At 68.1% G+C, this 22,276-nt stretch carries 16 protein-coding genes and 4 pseudogenes; 14 read left to right on the top strand and 6 right to left on the bottom strand.

Annotated features, from left to right (window positions below):
* Positions 1-165 precede the first annotated feature (165 nt).
* Positions 166-774, bottom strand: a complete 609-nt coding sequence (locus ABZ386_RS41240) for a hypothetical protein (protein WP_355722333.1) — start codon at positions 772-774, stop codon at positions 166-168.
* A gap of 673 nt (positions 775-1,447) precedes the next feature.
* On the opposite strand from ABZ386_RS41240, the gene ABZ386_RS41235 reads away from it, so the two are divergent.
* From ABZ386_RS41235 to ABZ386_RS41200, 8 genes are read left to right on the top strand one after another with little or no spacing between them, the layout of a single operon-like run.
* Entirely contained in the window at positions 1,448-1,798 is a 351-nt protein-coding gene (locus ABZ386_RS41235) for an NADH-quinone oxidoreductase subunit A (protein ID WP_355722336.1), read from the top strand.
* A gap of 23 nt (positions 1,799-1,821) precedes the next feature.
* Positions 1,822-3,222, top strand: coding sequence for a hypothetical protein (locus ABZ386_RS41230; RefSeq protein WP_355722339.1), 1,401 nt, complete (start codon positions 1,822-1,824; stop codon positions 3,220-3,222).
* Positions 3,215-4,159 (top strand): NADH-quinone oxidoreductase subunit H, encoded by a 945-nt coding sequence (locus ABZ386_RS41225; RefSeq protein WP_355722342.1) that lies wholly within the window; start codon positions 3,215-3,217, stop codon positions 4,157-4,159. Before ABZ386_RS41230 ends, ABZ386_RS41225 begins: the two co-directional genes overlap by 8 nt.
* 13 nt (positions 4,160-4,172) lie before the next feature.
* Positions 4,173-4,736 (top strand): NADH-quinone oxidoreductase subunit J, encoded by a 564-nt coding sequence (locus ABZ386_RS41220; RefSeq protein WP_355722352.1) that lies wholly within the window; start codon positions 4,173-4,175, stop codon positions 4,734-4,736.
* Positions 4,733-5,038: an NADH-quinone oxidoreductase subunit NuoK gene (gene nuoK / locus ABZ386_RS41215; RefSeq protein ID WP_356502404.1), complete on the top strand. Its 306-nt coding sequence runs from the start codon at positions 4,733-4,735 to the stop codon at positions 5,036-5,038. The genes ABZ386_RS41220 and nuoK overlap by 4 nt, the downstream gene beginning before the upstream one ends.
* Positions 5,035-6,885 (top strand): proton-conducting transporter membrane subunit, encoded by a 1,851-nt coding sequence (locus ABZ386_RS41210; protein WP_356502402.1) that lies wholly within the window; start codon positions 5,035-5,037, stop codon positions 6,883-6,885. The genes nuoK and ABZ386_RS41210 overlap by 4 nt, the downstream gene beginning before the upstream one ends.
* 5 nt (positions 6,886-6,890) lie before the next feature.
* Positions 6,891-8,399, top strand: coding sequence for an NADH-quinone oxidoreductase subunit M (locus tag ABZ386_RS41205; protein ID WP_355714656.1), 1,509 nt, complete (start codon positions 6,891-6,893; stop codon positions 8,397-8,399).
* 5 nt (positions 8,400-8,404) lie between these two features.
* The gene (locus ABZ386_RS41200) at positions 8,405-9,826 is read left to right on the top strand and encodes an NADH-quinone oxidoreductase subunit N (RefSeq protein WP_355714665.1); all 1,422 of its coding nucleotides are present in this window, start codon (positions 8,405-8,407) and stop codon (positions 9,824-9,826) included.
* 718 nt (positions 9,827-10,544) lie between these two features.
* Here the strand turns inward: ABZ386_RS41200 and ABZ386_RS41195 are convergent.
* Positions 10,545-14,252 carry a P-loop NTPase fold protein gene (locus ABZ386_RS41195; protein ID WP_355714653.1) on the bottom strand — a complete coding sequence of 1,236 codons (3,708 nt, stop codon included), beginning with the start codon at positions 14,250-14,252 and terminating at the stop codon, positions 10,545-10,547.
* 721 nt (positions 14,253-14,973) lie between these two features.
* Positions 14,974-15,555 (bottom strand): annotated as a pseudogene (locus tag ABZ386_RS41190) (transposase); the annotation flags it as partial.
* Between the two features lie 121 nt (positions 15,556-15,676).
* On the opposite strand from ABZ386_RS41190, the gene ABZ386_RS41185 reads away from it, so the two are divergent.
* A complete protein-coding gene (locus ABZ386_RS41185; protein WP_355714650.1) occupies positions 15,677-16,198 on the top strand; it encodes a GNAT family N-acetyltransferase in 522 nt (173 codons plus the stop codon).
* Positions 16,199-17,123: 925 nt separating this feature from the next.
* The gene (locus ABZ386_RS41180; RefSeq protein WP_355714647.1) at positions 17,124-17,282 is read left to right on the top strand and encodes a hypothetical protein; all 159 of its coding nucleotides are present in this window, start codon (positions 17,124-17,126) and stop codon (positions 17,280-17,282) included.
* Between the two features lie 32 nt (positions 17,283-17,314).
* On the opposite strand, the gene ABZ386_RS41175 is transcribed toward ABZ386_RS41180, so the two are convergent.
* Entirely contained in the window at positions 17,315-17,800 is a 486-nt protein-coding gene (locus ABZ386_RS41175) for a DUF4396 domain-containing protein (RefSeq protein ID WP_355714662.1), read from the bottom strand.
* Positions 17,783-18,104, bottom strand: a pseudogene (locus ABZ386_RS41170) (MFS transporter); the annotation flags it as partial. The gene ABZ386_RS41175 and the pseudogene ABZ386_RS41170, both read right to left, overlap by 18 nt.
* A 454-nt stretch (positions 18,105-18,558) precedes the next feature.
* Here ABZ386_RS41170 and ABZ386_RS41165 point away from each other — a divergent pair.
* The 4 genes and pseudogenes from ABZ386_RS41165 (at position 18,559) to ABZ386_RS41150 (ending at position 22,186) form a co-directional block, all read left to right on the top strand.
* Positions 18,559-19,620 (top strand): phosphotransferase, encoded by a 1,062-nt coding sequence (locus tag ABZ386_RS41165; protein WP_355714645.1) that lies wholly within the window; start codon positions 18,559-18,561, stop codon positions 19,618-19,620.
* Positions 19,621-19,696: 76 nt separating this feature from the next.
* Positions 19,697-19,852: pseudogene (locus ABZ386_RS41160) on the top strand (transposase); the annotation flags it as partial.
* Positions 19,853-20,735: 883 nt separating this feature from the next.
* Positions 20,736-21,047, top strand: coding sequence for a hypothetical protein (locus tag ABZ386_RS41155; RefSeq protein WP_358968626.1), 312 nt, complete (start codon positions 20,736-20,738; stop codon positions 21,045-21,047).
* Positions 21,048-21,541: 494 nt separating this feature from the next.
* Positions 21,542-22,186 carry a GNAT family N-acetyltransferase gene (locus ABZ386_RS41150; RefSeq protein ID WP_355714639.1) on the top strand — a complete coding sequence of 215 codons (645 nt, stop codon included), beginning with the start codon at positions 21,542-21,544 and terminating at the stop codon, positions 22,184-22,186.
* Positions 22,187-22,192: 6 nt separating this feature from the next.
* Here the strand turns inward: ABZ386_RS41150 and ABZ386_RS41145 are convergent.
* Positions 22,193-22,276: pseudogene (locus ABZ386_RS41145) on the bottom strand (IS5/IS1182 family transposase); the annotation flags it as partial.

Genomic DNA, 22,276 nt, shown 5'->3' with positions numbered 1-22,276 from the left:
CGAGCGATCTCCGAGGGCCGGGAGCCGCAGAAGCGCCACCGTGATGCGGCTCCCGCCCGCGGGTGCCCCGACTCAGTGGGCGTGCCCGTCCTGCGCGTGTCCCGCCTATTCCTTGCCTGCGCCGGTTCCTGTGCCGTCTGTGCTGGGTGAGGCATCGGGCGCGCCTTAGTTCCGGCGTCCTCGTTCAGGCTGTTTTCGGGCTCCTCCGTTTCCGCCGTCCCTGTGTGGCCGGGCTCTCCCCGCCGTGGTGGTGGCCGCCACCGCCGGACTCCGCGGCCATGTCGGCGGCGATACCGCGCAGCCCGACGAACGCGAGCGCAGCGGCGCCCAGCACCAGCAGCCCGGTCGGGCTTTGATGTTGCTGCGCCAGCGTGTGGCGTCATAACGCAGTAGGTACCTCACGAAGGACAGCGCCAGCCCGAACGGGATCAGCATCGCCGCTCGTTCGGGGAAGTCCTCGAAGTGCTGCAGTCCGCCGCTCAGCATGCCGATGCCGATGCCGATGCCGAACGACAGCGCCAGCGAGGCCAGCACGATGGCGACAACTGTGGAGGCGCTGGGTCGCTGGCGCTTGAGGACGAACTCGTTCAGCGGGGTCGCGCAGAGGAAGACGACTGCGCCGACAAGCGCGATCATCGTGTACCGGTCAGGGTCCAACGGATGGTGCACCACTGCGCCACTGGTCAGACCAGCCCCCACGAACGTCGTGGCGTACCCCAGACAGTCACCGATCACCAGCGTCCGCTTCTGCGCACGCCGATGCCCGGCGGCCACCGGTCGGAGGTGCCGTGTCGGACTCCGAAGTTTGCCTGCGACGAGGTCGGGGCTCCGAATCAGGAGCGGCCGCGTCATGCGGGCGTGGCGGGTTGGGCTGATAACCGGAGTGCTGCTGGCACGGGTGCGGGTGAGGTCGGTGTGCCTGCGGCTGAGGGGAGGCCGACACGGTCGACGAGGTACGGCTGGGTCACGAATCGAGTGTGACGGAAATCGCTCAGCAGGCGGCACGGGCCGGGTCGCCGCACGTGCAGGTCTTTCGAGCCGGAGCTGCTGAGGGATCCGTGAGGTGGGAAGCCGCGGCCCGGAGCAAGTGCCGCCGCCGTGAGCCTGACGGGGTGACCGACAGCCCAACGCGGCAGTTAGGCCCGCGGAGTCACTGGGTCTCTCCGCCGACGCGCTCGTAACCGGCCTCGTCGACCGCGGCGGCGACGGCCGCGCGATCCAGCGCCCGCTCGCTGGCCACCTTGCCCCTGCCCGACGGCAGATCCACCTAGACGTCCTCGACCCCGGGAAGGCCTCCTTCCCAGAAGAGAAGCATCATCATACCCCTAGGGGGTAGCCCGATGACTGGGGCAGGATTGTTCCCGGTGGTTCGGGCCCTGCCTCCAGGGCCCGAACCAGCCGGTCGCGCACCATAAGCGGTAGGACGCCGAGAATGGAGGTCGGGCGGATGGACGCATGGCAGCCGATGCTGGTCCTCCTCGGTGTGGTCGGGGCCGGTCTGGCCGGCCTGTACGGGCTGGGCCTGTGGCTGGCGGCGGCGCGGGCTCCCCTCGAAACCGGCCCCTTCGCCGGAGGACTCAATCCGGGCGAGCACGCCGTGTCCCGGTTCCATGTGCGCTGGTACCCGGTCACCATGATCTTTTTGGCCTTCGACATGGAGATGCTCTTCATGTACCCATGGGTGAAGGTCGTCTCGGAGGTGGGCAGCACGGCCGTCGTGGAGATGTTCCTCTTCCTCGGCATCCTGTTCGCGGCGGTGGCGTACGCCTGGCGTGAGGGGGCTCTGAGGTGGACCTGAGGGGCCTTGTGCGGCGTACGGCGATGAACCGCCCGGCGGTGTTCGCGGTCACGCTGCCCGGAGCTACGGAACTCCGGCTGGAGGCCGAGGCGGAGGTACGCCGGCGGGGGTGGCCCGTAGCCGGCGCTCCAGCCGCCGCGGATCTGCTGGTCGTCTGCGGCGTTCCCGCGCCGGAGGACGCGGAGTGGCTGGACCGCATGGAGCGGTCGATGCCGGACCCCGCCGTGCGCATCGTGGTGAGGGAGAGCGGGCAGGTTGCACACGCCCTCGGCATCGCGCGCAGGGACCTGACCGACAGGGCGGTGACTCCGCGCGGCGGACATATGGACGACCGGTCCGAGGCCCCGGTGGGCGAGCCTGGCGATAACCAGCGCGGCGAGCACCAGAGACACGGAGACGAGCACGGCCACGGCGCGCACCACGACAGCTCGCCGCCCGCAGCCCCCGAAGGCCAAGGCCGTGACGACCACGGCATGGGCCACAGCCATGGTGGCCATGCCGCTCACTCCGGCCACGAGGGGCATGGACACAAGCAATCCGCTGACCATGCGGCGGACATGGGCCATGTGGATCACCTGGGACATGGTGGCCATATGGATCACATGGGTCACGACATGCACGCCATGGGAGAGGTGGCAGGCCTGCCGATGGCCGAACGGGCGGACGACCGGGACGAGTTGCGGCTCGACCAGCTGCACGTGCCGTTCGGTCCCGGGCTGAGCGACTGGCCGGCGGGTCTCGTTCTCCGTCTCACCCTGCAAGGAGACGTCGTACAGGGCGTCGAGGTGGACCACCTCCCCGTGGCGTCCGGCCATCGGCCGCCGTTCTGGGACGAGCCGTGGCTGCGGGCCGCACACGGCGAGGAGGTCACCAGGGGCGGCGCCGTACGCCGACGCTGCGCCGCGCATCTCGACAGTGCGGGGCGGCTCCTTGCCGTCGTCGGCTGGGATGACGTCGCTGGGCGGTGCCGTCGGCTGCGGGACGAGCTGCTGTCGGGGGCGTCGCGCGAGGGGATCGGCGGCGGTCTGCGCAGGACGGCGCAGCGAGTCGGGCGGTCCAGGGCCCTGCGCTGGTCGATCGCCGGACTGGGGGAGTTGCCGACAGACAGAGCGCGGGCTGCCGGAGTGACCGGACCGGCGCTCGCTGCGGACGGGGACGCGCATGACCGGCTGCTGATGTGGCTGAGCGAGGTCGAGCGCGGCCTGGAAGAGCTCGATGACACACGGCCGTTGGCGCCGGATGACCGGACCGGACCACGTGGCCGGCTGGACGGACCACAGCCGCCGTCGCAAGCGCTGCTCGACGTCCTCCCTGAACTCCTGACCGGCGCCGAGTTTGCCTGCGCACGGATCATCGTGGCCAGCCTGGACCCCGACCTCGACGAACTCGCCCTCGCGACCGTGCCCGGAGCGGCCCATGCCTGATGCAGCGCCCCTGTGGGCGACCGTCGTCCTTCCTGTCGCCCTGGCCGTGGCCGCCGTGTTCACCGCCGGGTTCGACGCGGTGCTGTCCGGGTCGGCCGAGCGCGGTCCCGCCGGCAGTGTCCGAGAGGCCGGGCTGCGGGCGGCGGCTCCGTTACGCCAGGCCCTGCGGCTGCTCGTTCAGCAGCCGCGCCGTACGACGGCCGCCGACCGGCTGCTCGGAAGGCTCGGAGTGGTGCTGGTCCCGGTGGCCGCTGTGCTCGCGGGTGCCGTACTGCCGTGGGGCTTTGGTGCCGTGAGCGATCCGTCCGTCGGCATCGTGTGGTTCAACGGGATGGAGGCCCTGGCCTGGGCGGCGGTATGGCTGGCGGGCTGGGGACCGAACTCGGCGCTGTCGCTGATCGGCGGGTACCGGTTCCTGGCGCAGGGGCTGGCGTACGAACTTCCGCACATGTTCGCGATCACCACCGCCGCTCTCGGCGCCGAGTCCCTGCGGGTCGGGGGTGTGGTCGCGGCCCAGGACGGACTGTGGTTCGCGGTGTGGATGCCGGCCGCGTTCGTCGTCTATCTGCTGAGCGCGCTCGCGATGGCGTTCTGGGGACCGTTCGAGTATCCGCTGTCGCGGGACGCGGCCGGTGGGGCCGCCGCCGAGCTGGCGGGTGTGGACCGGCTGGTGTTCCTGGGCGGGCAGTGGCTGCTGCTTGTGGTGACCGCCGGTTTCAGCGTGCCGCTGTTTCTCGGCGGAGGGCACGGGCCGCTGCTGCCGAGCTGGGCGTGGACGTTGCTGAAGACCGCGGCGGTGCTGGCGCTGCTGGTGGCCGGGCGCCGGCTGCTGCCCACCTTGCGGATGGATCGGTACATGGAGCTGGCGTGGATGGTGCTGGTGCCGCTGACGCTGCTTCAGGCGCTGTTCGTGGCCGTCGTCGTCCTGAACCGTTGAGGAGGTGAGGGCCCTGCTCGAAGACGTGATCTTCTGGGTGCTGGCCCTGCTGGCGGTGGCCAGTGGCGTCATGGTGTTCCGGTTCGACTCCATGGCCCGGGCGACGTATGCCCTGCTGACCTCGCTGCTGTGCGTGGGCGGTGAAGTGCTGCTGCTCGGGCTGGACTACCTCGGGGTCGTGATCGTGCTGATGATGACCATCGAGATGGCCATCATGGCCGTGTTCATGGTGATGTACATGATGAACCCGGCCGGGCTCATGCCCATGACCATGGTCCACAACAAGAAGGGCGCGGCCGTCATCTGCGCTGCGGTCTTCGCCGCACTCGCGGCCGGCATCCTGCTCACCCCATGGCCGTCCCTGCGCGGCAGGCCGTCAAACGATCCCACCAAGGATCTGGGTCTGTCGCTGATGGGTCCTCAGATGCTCACCATGATGACCCTGGGGCTCGCCCTGTTCGCCACCATCGTGGGCACCGTCGTCCTGGCCACCCGCCGGGGCCGCTACGACCGCTTCGGCGACGACCTGAAAGCACTGAGGGCCGACGACCCGGTCCAGGGAGGGACGGGCCGATGACCCTGGAATTGTTCCTGCTGCTTGCCGCCGCGCTGTTCTGCATCGGTCTGTTCGGCGCGCTCACCCAGCAGTCGATCGTGATGCTCATGATGGGGCTCGAACTGATGCTGGGCGGCATCATCGTCGGCGCCGCCGCCGTCTGGCACTACATCGCCCCAGCCGCCGCCGACGGGCAGGTACTGGTGGTCCTCGCGGTCACCGTGATGGCTGTGGAGATGGCCATCGGGTTCGCCGTGGTCACGGCGCTCTTCCGGGCTCGTGAGGTCGACATGACCGACATGGCGGCGGAGCTGAAGGAGTGAGCGCGCTGCTGTGGGCGCTCCTCGCGCTGCCGCTGACCGTGGGGACGCTGCTCGCGGTCGCAGGCCGCCCGGCGGACCGGTACGCCCCCGGTGTCGCGGTCGGCACGGCCGTCGCCGCGCTCGGCCTCGCCGTCGCCGTGGCGTTCGGGCACCCGCGGGTCGAGGCGCCGCTGCTCGAAGGGCTCCCCGCCGGGCTCGCCGTCGACGGGTTGTCAGGACTCATGGTCGTGACCGTCACAGCGGTGACCGCGGCCGTCCTCCTGTTCAGCGTCGTGGACATCGGACCCGGCGAGGCCCGTGCCCGCTTCTTCGGCCTGATGCTGCTGTTCAGCGGCGCGATGCTGACCACGGTCACCGCGGCCACGCTCCCGGTCCTGCTGATGGCGTGGGAGGTCATGGGCGCCACCTCCTGGGCGCTGATCGGCTACTGGTGGCGCGACCCCGAGCGCGGCGATGCCGCCAACGCGGCCTTCCTCACCACCCGCGCCGCCGACCTAGGCCTCTACCTGGCCGCCGGGGCGGCGCTGGCGAGCGGGCAGGCCGGTTCCCTCGCCCTCGCGGACCTCACGGCCACGACCGGCGCGTGGTCCGACACCATTACCGTCGGCGTCATCGCAGCCGCGTTCGGCAAATCGGCCCAACTGCCGTTCAGCTTCTGGTTGTCCAGGGCCATGCAGGGCCCCAGCCCGGTCTCCGCCCTGCTGCACTCGGCGACCATGGTGGTGGCCGGGGCGTATCTGCTGCTCCGGTTGGAGCCGCTGCTCGCGCAGTCCGGTTGGGGCGGACAGGTGGTGGCGTGGACGGGCGCGGTGACGGCGGTCGTGCTCGGCCTGGTCGCCGTGGCGCAGACCGACCTCAAGCAACTGCTCGCCGCGTCGACCTGTGCCCAGATCGGCTTCATGGTGCTCGCCGCCGGTGCCGGTGCGGTCACCGGCGGAACTCTGCAGCTCATCGCCCATGCCGCCGCCAAAAGCCTCGCCTTCCTCGTTGCGGGCGCCTGGCTGACGTCCCTCGGCACCAAGGCGCTGCCCGCCCTGCGCGGCGCGGCCCGGCGGCACCGTACGGCTGGGATCACCTTCACCGTCGCGGCCCTGGCTCTGGCGGGGGTTCCGCCCTTGGCCCTGTGGGCGGCCAAGGACGTGCTCCTCGCTGGCGCCCTCGAGGATAACGCGGCGCTGTACATCGTCGGGTTGGCCGGTGCGGTGATCTCCGCGGTCTACAGCGCGAAGGCCCTGTGGTTCGTCTGGCAGCCCGTTGCCGTACCGGACGAACGTGAGCAGCCGCTGCCGTACGCGGCCCGGCTGCCGCTCGCGACTCTGGCCGCCGCCTGCGCCGCACTGACTGCCACGTCCTTCCCGCCCGTACGGGACGCGGTGGGGCGGGTGCTCGGCGGCGAGGCGCAACCGAGTCCGTACGTATGGGAGTTCGCCCTGTCCGGCGCGCTCGCGGTGGCCGTCTCGGCCGTGGTCTGGATCCGCGGGCCTCAACTCCTCGCCCTGCCCAGCCCGATCACCTCCGTGACGTCGGAATGGCTTCGCCTGGAGACCGCCGCGCGCACGCTCCTCGTGACCCCGGTACTGCGCCTCGCCGATGCACTCGCCGCCTTCGACGACCGCGTGCTGGACCGCGCCGTCGAAGGCACCGCCCGCAGCTCGGTCCGGCTGGCGCAGTGGACCAATGCCCAGGCGGAGAGACTCGTCGACGGCACCGTGGAGGGCGTGGCTGGCGGCGCCCGCGCGCTCGGCCGTTGGGCGCGCCGACCGCAGACCGGGCAACTGCACCAGTACCTCGCTCAGGCGGTCGCCGCCTTCACCGTCCTCGCCGTCGTCCTCGTCCTCGTGAGGTGACCGCCGTGCTCACGGCCATCGTCCTGCTCCCGACCGCCATGGCGGCCCTCCTGCTGTGCCTGCCGCGCAACGCGCCCCGCACCCTGTTCCTGACGGCCTGGGCAGCGACCACCGCCGCCGAACTGGCACTGACGGTGATCGTATGGGCGGGATACCGGGCCGACGACGGCATGCAGTACGAGACGCGTGCCCGCTGGATCCCCAGCGCCGGCATCAGCTACCACGTCGGCGTCGACGGACTGTCCCTGCCGCTGGTGGCCGTCACTTGCGTACTGTTCCTCGCGTGCGCGCTGTACGCGTGGCGCGAGACGCGAAAGGTACGGGAGTTCGCGGCGCTGTTCCTCTTCCTGCAGACGACGTGCCTGGGCCTGTTCGTGGCCTTGGACTTGATCCTGTTCTTCGTCTTCTTCGACCTGTCCATCGTGGCGATGTACTTCATCATCGCCGGGTGGGGGCACCAGGGCGCCGCCCGCGCCGCGCTGAAGTTCTTCCTCTACACCTTCATCGGCTCCCTCGCCCTGCTGCTCGGCTTCATCGGCCTCTACCTGGCCGCTGACCCGCACACCTTCGACATCGTCGAACTGACCAATGCCAACCCCCTCGCCGGACGCTCCACCTACGGAGCCCTGGTCCTCCTCGCCATCGCCGTCGGGCTGGCGGTGAAGACCCCGACCGTGCCCTTCCACACCTGGCTGCCGCCCGCCCACACCGACGCCCCGGCCGCCGGGTCGGCGATCCTCGCCGGCGTGCTGCTGAAGATGGGCACGTACGGCTTCCTGCGCATCGCGATGCCTGTCCTGCCCGACGCGTGGCGCGACTACGCGCTCGTCTTCGTCGTCGTCGGTGTGGTGTCCGTGCTGTACGGAGCACTGGTCGCCCTCGCCCAGACCGACTTCAAGCGGATGGTCGCCTACACGTCCGTGAACCACATGGGTTACATCGTCCTGGCGATCGGCGCGGCCGGGGCCGTCGGCGCCGGCCAGGAGGAGGCCCGCAGCCTTGCCGTCACCGGCTCGGTCTTCCAGATGGTCAGCCACGGCCTGCTTACCGGCGCGCTGTTCCTGCTGTCCGGCGTGCTGTACGAACGCGGGCGTACGTACGAGATGTCCGCGTATTCGGGTGTCGCCGAGCGGGCACCCGTCTTCGCCGCGCTGACCGGCGTCGCCGCCTTCGCCTCGCTCGGGCTGCCGGGCTTCTCCGGCTTCATCGCCGAGTTCCAGATCCTCACCGGGAGCCTCGGGCCCGAGCCGATCGCCACCGGCCTTGCCGTGCTCGGGATCCTGCTCACCGCGGGCCTGTTCCTGCGCGCACTGCAACAGGTCTTCCTCGGGCCGCTGCGGCTGCCCGTCGCCGCGCCCGGTGCCGACCGGCCGTTCCCCGACGTCCGCCTCCACGAAGGACTCGCGATCGTCCCCCTGCTGGTCCTGGGAGTCGTCCTCGGCCTCGCACCCCGTTTCGTCCTCGACGTCATCGAACCGGCCTCCCGCGCCGTGCTGGAGCTGCTCGCGCGATGAACGAGATGACCGGGATGAACGAGAACCCCCTCGACCTCCTGCCCGAGGTGCTGATGGCCGCCTCGGCCGTGCTCGGGCTGCTGCTCGGAGCGTGGCTGTCGCGTCGCCGACAGTGGCTGACCGGGGCTCTGGCGGGCGCAGCCTGTATCGGGGGCATCGTGGCTGCGGCGATCGCCGCGGCCGGGCCCGTGGAGACGGCCTTCGGCGAGTCCTTTGCCATCGATTCTGTCACCGCCACCAGCAGAATCGTCGTCCTCGGCGCCACCCTGCTGGTCCTCGCGCTGGCCATGCCGCGCATGTACGCCGACCCGCGCGAGACGGAGTTCTACGTCCTGCTCCAACTGGCCTCCGTCGGCGCCCTGATGCTGGCCGGAGCCCAGGACCTGCTCCTCCTCGCCGCCGGATACCTGCTGGCCAGCGTGCCCGCCTACGCGCTCGCCGGATTCCGCAAGGACGGCCCCGGCACCGAGGCGGCCTTGAAGTACTACGTCGTCGGCGCGCTCCTCGGCGTCCTGATGCTCACCGGCATTACCGTCCTGCTCGCCGCCGGCCGGGCGACCGCGTACCCGATGCTGCGCTCCGAGCTCGCCGAGGCACCGGCCGGACTGGTGGCGGTCGGCACGCTCGCCCTGCTCGCCGGTGTCCTGTTCAAGGCCGGAGGCGTGCCCGGCCACTTCTGGGTACCGGACGCCGTCCAGGGCAGTTCGGCCCCGGTCGCCGCCTTCCTCACCACCATCCCGAAGATCGGCGCACTGGCGGCCCTCTACCGGCTCGGCGCGGTGCCGCTGGCGGATGCCGACCTGCCCTGGGCCGACCTGGTGGCGGTCCTCTCGGTCGCCTCGATGACCCTGGGCAACCTGGCGGCCTTCTTCCAGCAGGATGTCAAACGGCTGCTCGCGTACTCCACCATCAGCCAGGTCGGCTACCTCCTGCTCCCGGTGGCCGTCGCCGGACGCACCGACCTCGACCAGATGGCGCTGCTGTACTACCTGGCCGGGTACGCGCTGACCAACCTCGGTGCCTTCGCCGTCGTCTGCGCGCTCCCCGGAGCCCACGCCATCGACGACTACCGCGGCCTGGCACGGGCGCACCCGGCCCTGCTGGGCTCGCTCGTCGTCTGCCTGCTGGGCCTGGTGGGCACGCCCCCGACCGCAGTCTTCCTTGGCAAACTGGAGGCCTTCAGCGCGGCCTTCGACGGCGGCTACGCCTGGCTGGCCGTCGTCGCGGCCGTCAACACCGTGGTCTCCCTCTTCTACTACCTGCGCTGGATCGCCCCGGCGTTCCTCGCGCGCGGCCCCGCGAGTGACTCCCGTACGACGTCACGGACGGCCGCTGTGATCGCCTACGGTTCGGCCGCCGGATCCGTCGTCCTCGGGTTGCTCGGAGGAGCCGTCCTTGACGTACTGGGCGGTCCGCTCGCACCCTGACCGCGCAGGCCGTGTCGCCGCTGCTGGGCAGGGGTACGCGCGTGATGTCCGCTCGGGGAGGGGGAGTCCCCGGGAGGAGCGAACGATCATGGGCAGTGAAAGCCTGAGCCGCTAAGCCCTGTCCGGCCGGTCGTGTGAGTCGGGTCGTCCTTCCGCGGCCCCGAGGACCCGGAGGACTGTGGTGCGGAGCGCGGTCTCGGCCTCCGTGCTCGTCATGCGGCCGGAACCGACCTCGTCACCGGCTGCATGTCCGAGGGCGACCGTCATGGCCACCAGCCACCGCGGAGGCAGTCCCGGAGCGAACTCGCCCGCCCGCTGGCCCCGTTCGACGAGACGGCCCAGCCGCTCGGTGACACGCTCGTGGAGTGCCTGCTCCCCGTCCCCCGGGCGTGCTGGTCGGAGCCGCCTGGAGCAGCGGCGCGTTGTCCTCGAACGACCGCCAGGAGGCGTCGAGAAACCTCGCGGACGCGCAAGGGCGGCGCCACCGCGACCGAGGTGCACCTCCTCGGGGAGTTCACCGACGACGGACGCATGCGACGGGCCCACCAGCTCACCAGAGCCCTCACCCCGGCACCGGCCGATGCGGGCGGGCAAGCCTGATGCCCGCCCGCCCTGAATTCGCCCCTCTGTGCACCCTGAACGACAACTACGAATCGCTCGAAGCCCCCTTTGAGGCAGTCGGTCCGTTCGTGTCGAAGCACACTGGAAGACGAGTTGCTCAGCGATCGTCGTTGCTTCGGCTGATGCGCTCTCGCAGCTTCAAAAGTCCCGTGCGTTCGGTGGTGTAGCCGACAGCCTTCAGCGCTTTGGTGCCACGCTGTTCAAGGGCGGGCCACTTCTTGGAGCTGGCCTCGACAGCCGCGCGCACTGAGGTGCGTACACCAGTCGGAACGGAATCCATCACCTGTGGCAGGTAAACCAAGGCGAGCTCAGCCGCCCCCTGGTTGACCTCCAGCATAGGAAGGAGGATGTCGTGGATCAGCTGTCGACGGGCGGCTGGGCTTGTGAGGGATGCACTCCTCCACAGGTCAAGAACGGCTCGTCGGTCCGGATTCTTCGCAGTCTGGGCATACCGCTCGGCCAAGAGCTCCGCCGCGTGGGCGTCCGGCAGCAGCGGCCAGCCGGCCTTCGTCAGCATCTGGTCTGGGATACGGGTGCCAGGCCCTGCGAGAAGAGTCCGCCAGAAGTCGGCTTGTTCCTCTGCTGACAGAGCCGCCAACCGTGTGGCGATGGCCTGTAGCAGCACGTCGCTCTGCGGGAACGTCTGGTGCCGCAGCCGTGCGGACACGGCCGAGAGCAGGTCGACGCCCGACGGCTGCTCCAAGCTCAGCCACTCGGCAAGGGCCTCATCTGCGTGCGAGGAATGACGGCGTGCGTATGCGGCCATGTCTGACGCCGAGGGCAACGCTGAAAGGCCCGCCGTCTCCACATCGCCCATCACCAGCAGACTCCGTGCACGGATACGCAGCCGTGTGCGATTCGGCTCGGGCAGCCATTCGCATTCCTCCACGGCGTGTGCCAGGTCGCGGGCCTCCTCGGCGCTCAGCGCGTCTGAGGCGGGAGAACCGAGGTTTTGCAGACAGTCGGACAGGACGGCGCCGATATAGACCAGCAGTGCGCCGTCCTCGCCGACCTCCGGCTCGTCGGCCTCGGTGAGTAGCTCGACCAGAGCAGCGGACTGGTGCTGGATGAGGGCGGTGTGGTCAAGCAGGCCGCTGTTCTCAAGTGGTCGCCCCGCTCTGAGCAGACGCATCTGCTCCGTAGCTTCCTCGTCGTTTGAAGGGGCGGACAGCGACTGCAGGGCGATGGGAGTGATTTCCGGATACCGGCCCTGAGGGCGATCATCGAACAGGCGCATGAAGCTATCAGCGGCCTGGGCGACAACTGCCGGGTCCAAAGGACTGGCAGCCTTGCTGGCTTCCGTCCACAGTTTGCGGAGCAAGCGGATCAGCTGGATCTCTACGTCGTCAACAGACACTTGGGCGTGGAGAATGCCCAGCCATTGAGACCATTCGGATACATCGCGTCGGGCCGTGCTGGACAGCACAGTCCGGGCGAGAGCTGTCTCTTGCACCGGCGGGATCGTAGCCGTGTGCCGCTGCACGATGTCGCGGCCCTCTCTACCCTCGAGGGCAAGCAACACTCCTACGATGACGTGTGCTGCCTCAGCCGAGCCCTCGCACCAGGGCCTCAGCAGCCCTTCTAGCCGTTCCAGTACCACGGATGGCGACATAGGCTCGGGCACCGAGTCAGAAGTGACAGCAGGCGTTGCCGTCCCGACGCTGGGCGGATCGGCCTGTGCCCGTGCCCACTCCTCGTGAGCTTCGACGAGGTTCTGCAACTCCTTGGTGACGTCCGGACCGACCACCGTCATGACCGTGGCCGCATCCCGGGCAGAAAGTGTGGCGAGCATGTCCGCCATCTCCTGGTCCGCGCCCAACAGATGCTTGCACACCAACTGGCGCACCCGGTCCGAGCTCGCGGCCAAGGCGGGCACGACACCGGACATCACCGCTGCTGCCAAGGATGCGTCTGCTTCAAGCGCCGAGTGTCCTAGAACGATAGAGCGCATCTCAAGGGCTGCCGGACGGTCACTCGCCAGGGCCAAACGCCAGCAACCGGACAGTACTTCCTCGGGTAGTTCGTGCACGGAATGCGTCAGGATCGGCGCAAGCGTCTCCACAGACGCATCCGCCTGGCCCTCCAGAGGGACCGTGGCGTCGCCGCAGATGGCCAGCACCGCTTGCGCGATGTTCTCTTCTTCGAGACCGATCGCGTCCCTCGCCTGTTGCGTCAGCAAGGCCAGCACAGCAGATCGCTCCTCGATCGGAAGGCCGCCGACAGCAGACAGCAGCAGATCCAGGTCGGCGTTCTGCGCCTGTTGCTCCAGCGTCTCGGCCAGGGCCGCGGGCAGCCCGAAAATGCTGCCGCTGGTCTCGAGGAAAATCAGATCGCGGCCAGGACCTGGCACCTTCCTGGTGCGTTTGAGGTAGGCGACGAGCTGCCGACCGTGATGCCTACGGACCTCGGTCATCTCCGATTCACGTCCGTCGGCGGGCGGAAGCGCGCTCAGCTGCCGGTCGACGTCCGCGTCGAGACACGCATAGCGGCGAACAGCTTCCCGGACCTGCTCTCGCACATGTGCACCCAGTTGAGCAGCGGGGTCTGCGTCCAGCAGCAGCACGTACTCGCACAGCCGGTGATCTAGCAGAAGGTCTCTGGCAAACAGGGGAAACTCAACCCGCAGGCAGACCAGCTTGGCGATCTCTTCTGCACGCGTGGCCGGATCGGTTTCCAGCAGTCCTTCCGCCGCACGCCGTTCAGCCAGCCGATAAGTCAGCGCGAATGTGTTCAACAGGGCCTTCACCCGTCGAGGACTGCGCACATGGGAGGGGACCAGGATGCTGACGATCAGGTTCACGTCCACCTTGGCCCACACGCCGGCTCGTCCGCGCACCAGGTCTGCGGCGAACCCGCTCACTTTCGGGACCAGCAATGGGGGAAGACTGACTTGGTACTGGAAGACCTTGTCCAGGTAGCCGCTCCCACTGCTGTAGTAGGGATTGACGGTGTCAGCCGGGGTCGCCTGCGCCAGAGCCCGGGTAAGAGCCTCCTCCAGAACCTGCTGGTCCGCGGCCACGATGAAGACACATCGATCCACCCCGAGGAACGTCCGCAAGGCATCGAGCGTGGCCACCACATCAGAGGGGGCACAACGGTCCAGCTCGTCGACGAACACGACCAGGCGGCGCACACGCGAACGCGAGACCAGATCTGCGAAGAGCTTCTCGAACTGCTCGTCGCTGTCGGCGGCTTCCGTTTTGTGCTCACGGGTGAGAGTACGCGACACCAAAACGGCCAGGGATGTCAGCAGGGCAGCCGGTGCCAGACCGGCCTTCAATGCATCAGTGGCCATGTCAGCGAACGTGGGCCGGAAGGCACCTCCTCGCAACCAGGCCAGCAGCGCCATGACGACGCCGAAGAAGGCGACGACGACACTGAACATCTGCGCAAACGTCTTGGCCAGCCGCTGCATGTCACGGCCTTCGAACTGCAGCTTTGCAGTTACCCGATCGCCATACAGCTCCTCATGGAACCGCGGGTCCTTGACCCCCAGGGCTGCAGCGACCGCACTGATGAAGTTCCTGCGCAGAGGATTTTCCGCGTACTTGAAGGCATCGAAGCGCACAAAGTGAACGTGACGCTCGGCCTCCAGCAGGCCCCTCAAGAGATTGGCTATCCCAGACTTGCCTGAGCCCCAAGGGCCCCACACCGCAATATTGGTCGGCGTCGGAACAGACAGCACCACGTCATGGAGCTGATCAGCTATATGGCTGTGGGCCAGCAGGTCACCCTGGGCGTTCTCGACCTCGCGATCTTGGATGAGATCATCCGGCTCCAGACGGTCGCTGCCCCTATCTGCCACTGCAGCCTCACTTCCGGGCTCTCGCCGCTCTGGGCGGATGAGGTCCGCCGTCTGGACCATCCCTTTACCTGCACACCACGATAAAGGGCAGCACCGACAATGCCCTTGGCGTGCCATCGGGGTAACCCGTCGCCTTGCGGCGCGCCACACACTGAGCTGTCCGAGAGCGCAGCAACATCAGGACCTGGCGCCCTGTAGGCACTCGAACGACGAGGCATTCGTCCACCTGAAACGCGACGACGGCGAGGCCCTAGACCTGCGCGACCTGACCGACGCCCAACCGCGCCGCCGTCGCCGTAGTTGAGCAGCACCATCTTCTACCGCACCCTTGCCGAGGACCTGCACCTCACTGCACCCATCGGAGGCGGACGACGACCTCTTCGCCGAGGACGACCCAGCTGTTCTTCGTAGACCGGGTCACCCCGCAAGGACACTTCGGAGGGGAGCGCGGCTCCACGCTTTCCGGCGGCCAGTGGCCTAATCGCCAGCGCCCGCCTGGCGCGAGGCCGACCGAACCGAGAAGGGATTTCGCCGTCAACGACCCCTGCTATGACGTCATTCTCCCCTAGGAGCGTGGGTCGGTAACGAGCAAGGAGCCTGCTGATCGTGATCGATGGGATCAGTCGCGGTCGCCCCGCCGGCGCCTGTGAGGCTGTGGTTGAGGCTTTGCCCGTCGGATGCGCGGCCAGGTAGGGCCGTGACTGCCCTGCTGGTCAGCCTGGGCCTCCAGGGCCGTTATCTCGGCCTCGATCCGCTCCTCTTTGTCGACCAGGCGGCCGTAGCTCATCGCCTTGTGCTTGGAGGCGTTCGCTTCGAGCTTGGTGCCGTCCAGGGCGACGTGGCCCATCTTGACCATGCCGAGCTTCTGCGCGAGGTGCAGCGACTGGGTGAACAGGTCTGCGAGGGCGTCCAGGTGGCGGCGTCGGAACCGTGAGATCGAGCGGAAGTCCGGGGCCTGGTCGGCGGCCAGGTATCGGAACGCGATGTCGTCGGCGCACTTGTGCTCGATCGCCCGCGAGGAGCGGACCCCGGTGGTGTAGCCGTAGATCAGCAGGCGCAGCATCAGCCGCGGATCGTAGGGCGGGTAGCCGCGCTTGTCGGTGTAGTCGGCCAGGACCGGCCCCAGGTCCAGCACCTCGTCGACCAGGTCGGCGACGAACCGGGCGAGATGATCCTGGGGCAGCCAGTCGTCCAGCGGCGGCGGCAGCAGGACCTGGTGCGGGTCGAACGCCCTGAACCGCTTGTCCACCCCCACCGGAGGGCCCTGCGGCTGCTGCTTTTCCACCGGCTCGACCTCGAACAGCCCGTCTGCACCGCGCATACCGCGATCCTTCCGTACCTGCGGTCATCAACCGGAGGCGGGCGCTGCCCGGTCGGATAATCCAAGTGCGGTCTGGTCGCTTCGCGTGATACTCCTCCCTGCCATGGGCGATCTTGTAACAGCGCGGCTCGTGCTTCATCCGATGACCGTCAGCGAGGCTGAGCAAGTGGTGGCGGGCGGGTCGGACAGCGGTGTCCGATGGGCGCCCGGATACCCCACCGAAGGGGACGTGTTTGCCGCCAGGCGCTTCCTGGGCACCTGCGCGAGCACCGGTGATCCCCAGCCGTTCGGTAACTATGAGATCCGGCGCCGCGAGGACGGTCAGGCGATCGGCGGCCTGGGCTTCCACGGACCTGTGGACGCGAACGGCAGCGTCACGATTGGCTACGGCCTCATCCCGTCAGCGCGAGGCAAGGGATACGCCTCCGAAGCCCTCCGCGGACTGCTGCTGTTCGCGCGGGCACGCGGAGTCACCTGTGTGAAAGGCGACGCCGACCACGACAACATCGCGTCCCAGCACGTCATGATGGCAGTCGGCATGCGGCCGACCGGACAGGACGAACGCGTCAGGTACTTCGAGATCGCCTGGGCCGACACGATGGCGAATACTGACCCACACTCCTAGCCGGTACGGGCCTGGACCGCAGACGCCCTGCGGCGGCTGGTGCCGGGGCCCGCGCAGTTTCCGAGATGGTCCTACACCGGGGTCGCCAAGACACTCCTGGAATTGCTCGGACCTGATGGCGATAAGCGGACAAATTGAAACGAATGCACTCTGAACGATACGGCCCTTGTGAGGAATCGATGGAAGGCGGGAGTCCATGGAGATCGACCACGTCGTGTGTGTCGCCCGGACCAAGGCCGACGCCGAGGAGCCCCCGCAGCGCCGGGTCGTCGTAGCCGAGCTCCATCCAACCTGGCCGTCCCACTGCGGCAGGGTCAGTTGCTGGAGATCCACTATCCGAACTGTGAGGATTCCGCGCCGGGTGCTCCGTCGGTGCTGAGTGCGACAAGGAGGTGCTCACCGCTCCCGTGGTCGAGGACGAGCAGCGGCTGCGCGAGCTTGCCGCCACGAACGAGATGTCCGTGGTCGAGGCGCCCGCAGAGGGCCCGGCTTTCCGCCGTATGTGCTGGCCGGCTTCGGTCAGAACTTCGATCGGCGCTTCTTGCCCTGCCTCATCCACTGACCGGAGGGCCCCGCTGTCCTCAGCTCCGTGCACCGCCGCCAACCTGTGGGCATCACCAGCATGAATGTGGCCGGCCCGGCCGGTGTCATCGAAGGCTGGTTGGGCTCGGACCGCGCACCCAGCGCTGGCCAGGCCGCCCTCGAACTGGTCCGGCTCTGCCGACCCGGGGGAGTGTTCGCCGTCGCGTCCTGGACGCCCGACGGCGTGATGGGCCGGATCGCTCCCACCGTCCTGGTTTACACGAACCAGCCGCCGGATGACTCGCTCCCGCCCGCTGGGGTGGCCCACCACATGTGCACTCATGGTTTGCATCCCTCCTGCCGCCGTGCGGACGCGGTGCAGCACGTTCGAGTGGTGTAAGCCTTGGTGGAAGACGCTGTCCGCGTCTTCGAGAACAAGCCGGACCCGTTGTGCGCGCATCGAGCGACCCTGTTCGCCGCCGGCCGCTGGAGACGAGTCCGAGCCGGGCTGGCGGCGCTGTTCCAAGTCAACAACCAGGCTGACGACGGCAGCCGCGGCTGAACGTTGCCTCTTGCTCCTGGTCGATTCTGTGGTCAGTGGTAGGCGTGGACGACGGCGTGGCCCTTGCCGCGGCCGATCATCCACTCGTTGACCGGGGCGGTGATGAGGAAGGCGACGGCGAAGCCGCCCAGCAGAGCGGACCAGAAGAGCCCGTCGGAGAGGTGGGCATCCATCGCCCCAGGGGTGAGGGCGATGATGGCGTTGTCGACGAACTCCATGACGGCGATGGAGACGGTGTCGGCGGCGAGGGCGACCTTGATCGCGGTTTTGAAGTCCAGGCCGGCCCGAAGCAGCGCGAAGAGCGTGAAGGAGTAGCCGAAGAGGAACGCGAGCGTGATCACCAGGACCATGGTGGGAACGTTGCCCCACATCAGGGCTGTGCCGATGACCATGCCGAGAATCTCGCCGATGGCGCAGCCGGTAAGGCAGTGCAGTGTCGCCTTGGCCGCCATTCCCCAGGAGGCCCCGTGGGCGCCGCCATGGTGGGCCCCACGGTCGGCGTGCGCGAAGAGCATCATCAGCAGCGTAATGGCCGGCGGCGTGATGAGAGCGCCGCTGACACCGTGCACGGCACGGCCCACGACCTCGACCCAGACGGTCTGCGCTGCAGCGGCGACGATCGAGCCCGCGATCAGGGCGACCCAGCCGGTGTTGAAGGCCTTCCGGGTGCCGAGTAGGTCGGAGAGGCGCCCGTCAAGCAGGAGGAGACCGCCGAAGGGGATGCCGTAGTTGTTGAAGACCCACTGCAGCTCGCCCTGAAGCCGAGTCGCGCTACATCTGCGGCAGCGCGACGCCGATGATGCTCGTGTCCATGATCACCATGAACTGGGCGGCAGCGAGCACCAGCAGTGCCCATCAGTGCCGGGCCCGGAGTTGTCGGGAACGCTCGGTTGCATGCCGCACACGGCATGGGCGCGGGGCCTTCGGTGGCTGATCAGCTCCCGTGGCTTTCTCGCGGTTGTCCTCCCTGTGCGGCGCATACCGCGACAGCGCTACAGGGCTGAAGTGGTTCTCGACGATCGCCTGGGTGGTTACACCCAGCCGTCCGACCGTCCGCGCACCATCCAGACCGACCCGATGCTGCGAGTGGTTGCCGGCCCTGACGAAGAGCACACGGCTACTGGGTGTTCGAGCGTTGAGATCACCCCACCCTCGTTTCCCTGACGAATGAGTGCGAGTGCCGCTCCCGAAGGGGATGCAAAATGTGATGCTTTTGAGATAATGGTTGGCAGATGTCAGGATTCACGTATGTAGGCCATCCAGTCGAGGTCTGACCATGAACCTCGCCGACCGGCTGTCCCGGCTGCTCGGCCTTCTGCCGTTGCGCTTTCCCCGGGCCCTGGGCGGTCTGGACGACCGTCTTCGGGCCATGTGGCTGGTGCGAGGCGCTGGCCCCTGCGACATCACCGTAGTTCGGCGCCCCATCGTCCTGAAGAGCAATCTCCTGGTGTTCGAGCTGCGACGGGACCCAGGGAACGTCGTGGTCAAGCGTTCCAGAATCGACAGGGCGGCGGCCTCCGTCATCCGCGAGTGGGACATACTGCGACAACTGGCTGACGACGATCGGCTCGAACCCTGGCGCGCCCTGCTGCCCCAAACGGTCGGCCCCCGGCCTCATGGCCCCTCGCCGACCCTCGTTCAGACCATGCTTACCGGTGTCCGGGGCGACGAGCTTATGGGCCCAACTGCGAATGACCCGTGCCGCGCAGCCGCCCCCGCCCTCCATCTGCTGGCGGAACTGCGGGAGGCCACCGGGCGTCACATGCCGACAACAGAATGGGGCGGTTTCCTGACCGAAACGCGCCTGGCCATCCTCGCCAACGAGGTCCGGCCCTTCGGGCCATGGAAGGGCGCGGCGGCACTCGACGCACTGCGTCACCGTATGGACACCGCACTCGAGGGCGCCGAACTGACGCGGGGCTGGACCCACGGCGACTACTACCCGGGCAATGTCCTGCTCTCCGGGCAGCCCTTCCGGGTCACAGGCATCTTCGACTGGGGGAATGCCCAGGCGGACGGGCCGTGCGAGATCGATGCTTGCACCTTCGTTCTCTCCCTCCGCAGCGCGCTGACCGGGCGCTCGTTGGGTGAGCTGGTAGCCGACACGCTGCGCACCGGCCGACTCCCTGATCCCGACCGCGCACTTCTCGCGCTCGCCGGAGTAGACCCGGACCGCATCGCCGACGACCCGGCGGCGCTTCCCCTGCTGACCTGGCTGTGGCATGTGGCGGGCAATGTCGGCAAGACGCCGCGCTTCGGGCGCAGTCGCTGGTGGACAGCCGGAACCGTCGACCCCGTCGTCAGGGAGTCGCTCCGCTGGGCCACCGCCCGATTCTGAACGCCTTCTCGCGCGGTTGTCCGTGTCCTCCTGTAGCACCCTGAAAGCGAAGGCTCCCCTTCAAGGAGCGAGGATCGCGGCCATCATCTACGTGCTGGTTCGCGGCTGCGCTCAGCGCGCCCTGCCGCCGATCGGGTATCGAGGTCGATGGCCCACCACCGATTCATGTCTGGTCCCGGGCCGGCGTCTGGGCCGCCTGCACGAAGCCGTACTGCACCGGTTCGACGGCGCTCATGGTCGACGACGTCATCCCGTCTTCCTCGACACCGCCTGCGGGAGGGCGCAAAGGGCGAACGCACAGGTCGGCGTCACCTGGACCTGGGGCTGGTCCGGTGACTGAGCGTGGTCAACGCTGGTTGTGTCCGTCACCAACCTCTGGCCCTACCTCGGCTCTACGGCCACCTGGCGGCCCTGCGGTGAGGAGACCGCGCATACGTGCATGCCCACCCCGAGGTGGGCCCGGCAAGACGAGGCCCGGGCTTGGCCCTCTCGTTCATGGCCACCGCCTTGTCGGCTCTTCCTTCTTCTAACACGTCGGCACCGTCCGCAGGTCCGGCTACCGCAGACTCAGCCCCTACCTATGCTCGTCGAACGCGGCCTGTCCCTGTCCGGCGGGCAGGTGCACCACTCTCGCGGGGCCGGGTGCTTCCACCGGAGTGGGACGAAGCCCTTGAGCTGTTCCTGATGTCCATCACCAGGCGAGATCACCCAAGGGAACGAAGCACTACTAGGCCGATTCGTGTGGATCACTCCCGTCGGCGAGGTCGTCGGTGTCCGTGTGACCAACCGCGTCAGGTTGCTCTGATCTCGGCCTTCGGTGTTCTTGCCAGCCCAGTACTCCTCGCCGGCGCTGTTCGTGAGTACCGCTCCGGGGAATCGGCTCTCTGGATCGCGGCTGGAGCTGTGATCTTCCTCCGCGCCTCGTACGCGCTCGTACGGGATGTGCGACGACTGCGCACAGGGCAGGCGGCCTGACGAGTGGCCCCGTTCTCGACCGTGTCCTTCAGTCGTTGGTCCGGGTGTGCCGTTGACTGACGCGTAGTGGGCGCGGATCGAGCTGCTGCTTCCGGACCGGACGCCGAAGTGGGGTGGCCGGTAGAGGGACCACCGAGAAGGTGAGCGACGTGATCGCCTTCAAGTTCCAGACCGGAACTCAGGGGGTCCACCTGCCGGAGAAGTACGGAAATTGGCGCGGAATCTACATCCGGCTGCGGATGTGGGCGCTCGACGGCACTTGGGAGCGTGTTTTCATCGCGTTGATGGCCCAGGCCGACGCCGACGAGGATCTCAACTGGGCCGTTCGGCGGATTCAGCGATCGTGCTCGCACCCCAGCATGCCGCCGGGGCCCGCGTGTGGGTCATTCGTATCAGCCGAGGCGATGCGCTTCCAATGCGCCACTCGATGGTCCGTGGTTCTCTTAAAGTAACGGAAAGCGCGGCGGCGGAAACGGCCCGGGCTCCTGGGCGGAGGGTGAATTCCGGCTGGAGGGCAATCATGACAGTCCCTGCTGCGTATCCGGCCGCCGTCGAGGTGACGAGTCCCGCTCCTAGGTATCTCTGGCAGCGTCTGGTCGACGGGAGTGAAGACGCACTGGTCACCCAGACTCCTCCCTGGCTCGACTGCATCTGCGCGATTGGCCACTATGAGGACGCAAGTCGTCTGTACGAGTTCCATGGGGACTGTCGTGTTGTGGTGCCCCTAGTCCGTCGGCGCGGTCGGCTTGGTCGTTTGATCGCTCAGGAAGCGTGGCCCGGCGAATGGGGCATAGGAGGCCCAGTCTCTTCCAGGGACCTCGATCTGCGGCGAGCCCGCGCGGTCTTCGAGGATCTGGCCCGCCTTCCCGCGAATCGCGTTTCCGTGCGGTTCGGGCCAGGTGCCGCACCCGCATGGCTGTCCGCAGTGCCACCAGGCTTCACCGCTGTGCAGCACACCACATATGTTCTGGACCTTGCCGGTGGCTTCGGTGAGGTCTGGCAAGGGAGATTCAAGGGCAGGGCCAGGACCGCTGTGCGCAAGGCGGAGAAGGCGAGAGTCGAAGTGGAGGTCGACCGCACCGGGCGTCTGGTGCCGGCCTTCTACGCGATCTACGAGCAATCGATTGTCCGCTGGGCGCAACAGCAACATGAACCGCTGGCCCTGGCGCGCTGGCGTAGGCGCCGCATCGATCCCCTGCGTAAGTTTCAGGTCGTGGCCGAGCATTTCACCGATTCCTGTGCTGTGTGGCTGGCTTCCTACCGAGGACAGCTTGCCGCAGCCCTCATGGTCCTTCGACAGGGTCCTCACGTGAAGTATTGGCGCGGTGGAATGGTCAAGGAACTGGCTGGCCCCAGTTGCGCCAGCACGCTGCTGCACAAGCTCGTCATCGAGGATGCCTGCGAGAATGGCGGTCTCTTCTACCACATGGGCGACTCCACCCCAGGTTCCTCCGTCAGTGCTTTCAAGGAGAGCTTCGGCGCTCGTGACCACACATCCTTTGGCTACCGCAGGGAATTGCTTCCTGTGACAGTGGTTGACCAGCGTTTGCGGAGTGCGGTGAAGCATCTCATCGGTTTCAAGGACGAGTGAGCGTTTTCAGCGTTGACGCTCCAGGGTGAGGACGGCGGCGGCCATGGCCGTCATGCGGTTGGGGCTGCAGCGGGCTCTGCGGAAGACGCG

The organism is Streptomyces sp. NPDC006140 (assembly GCF_040628815.1).
GTDB lineage: Bacteria > Actinomycetota > Actinomycetes > Streptomycetales > Streptomycetaceae > Streptomyces.
Note: the sequence above shows the minus strand (reverse complement) of the source record. Positions and strands in the feature narration are given on the sequence as shown.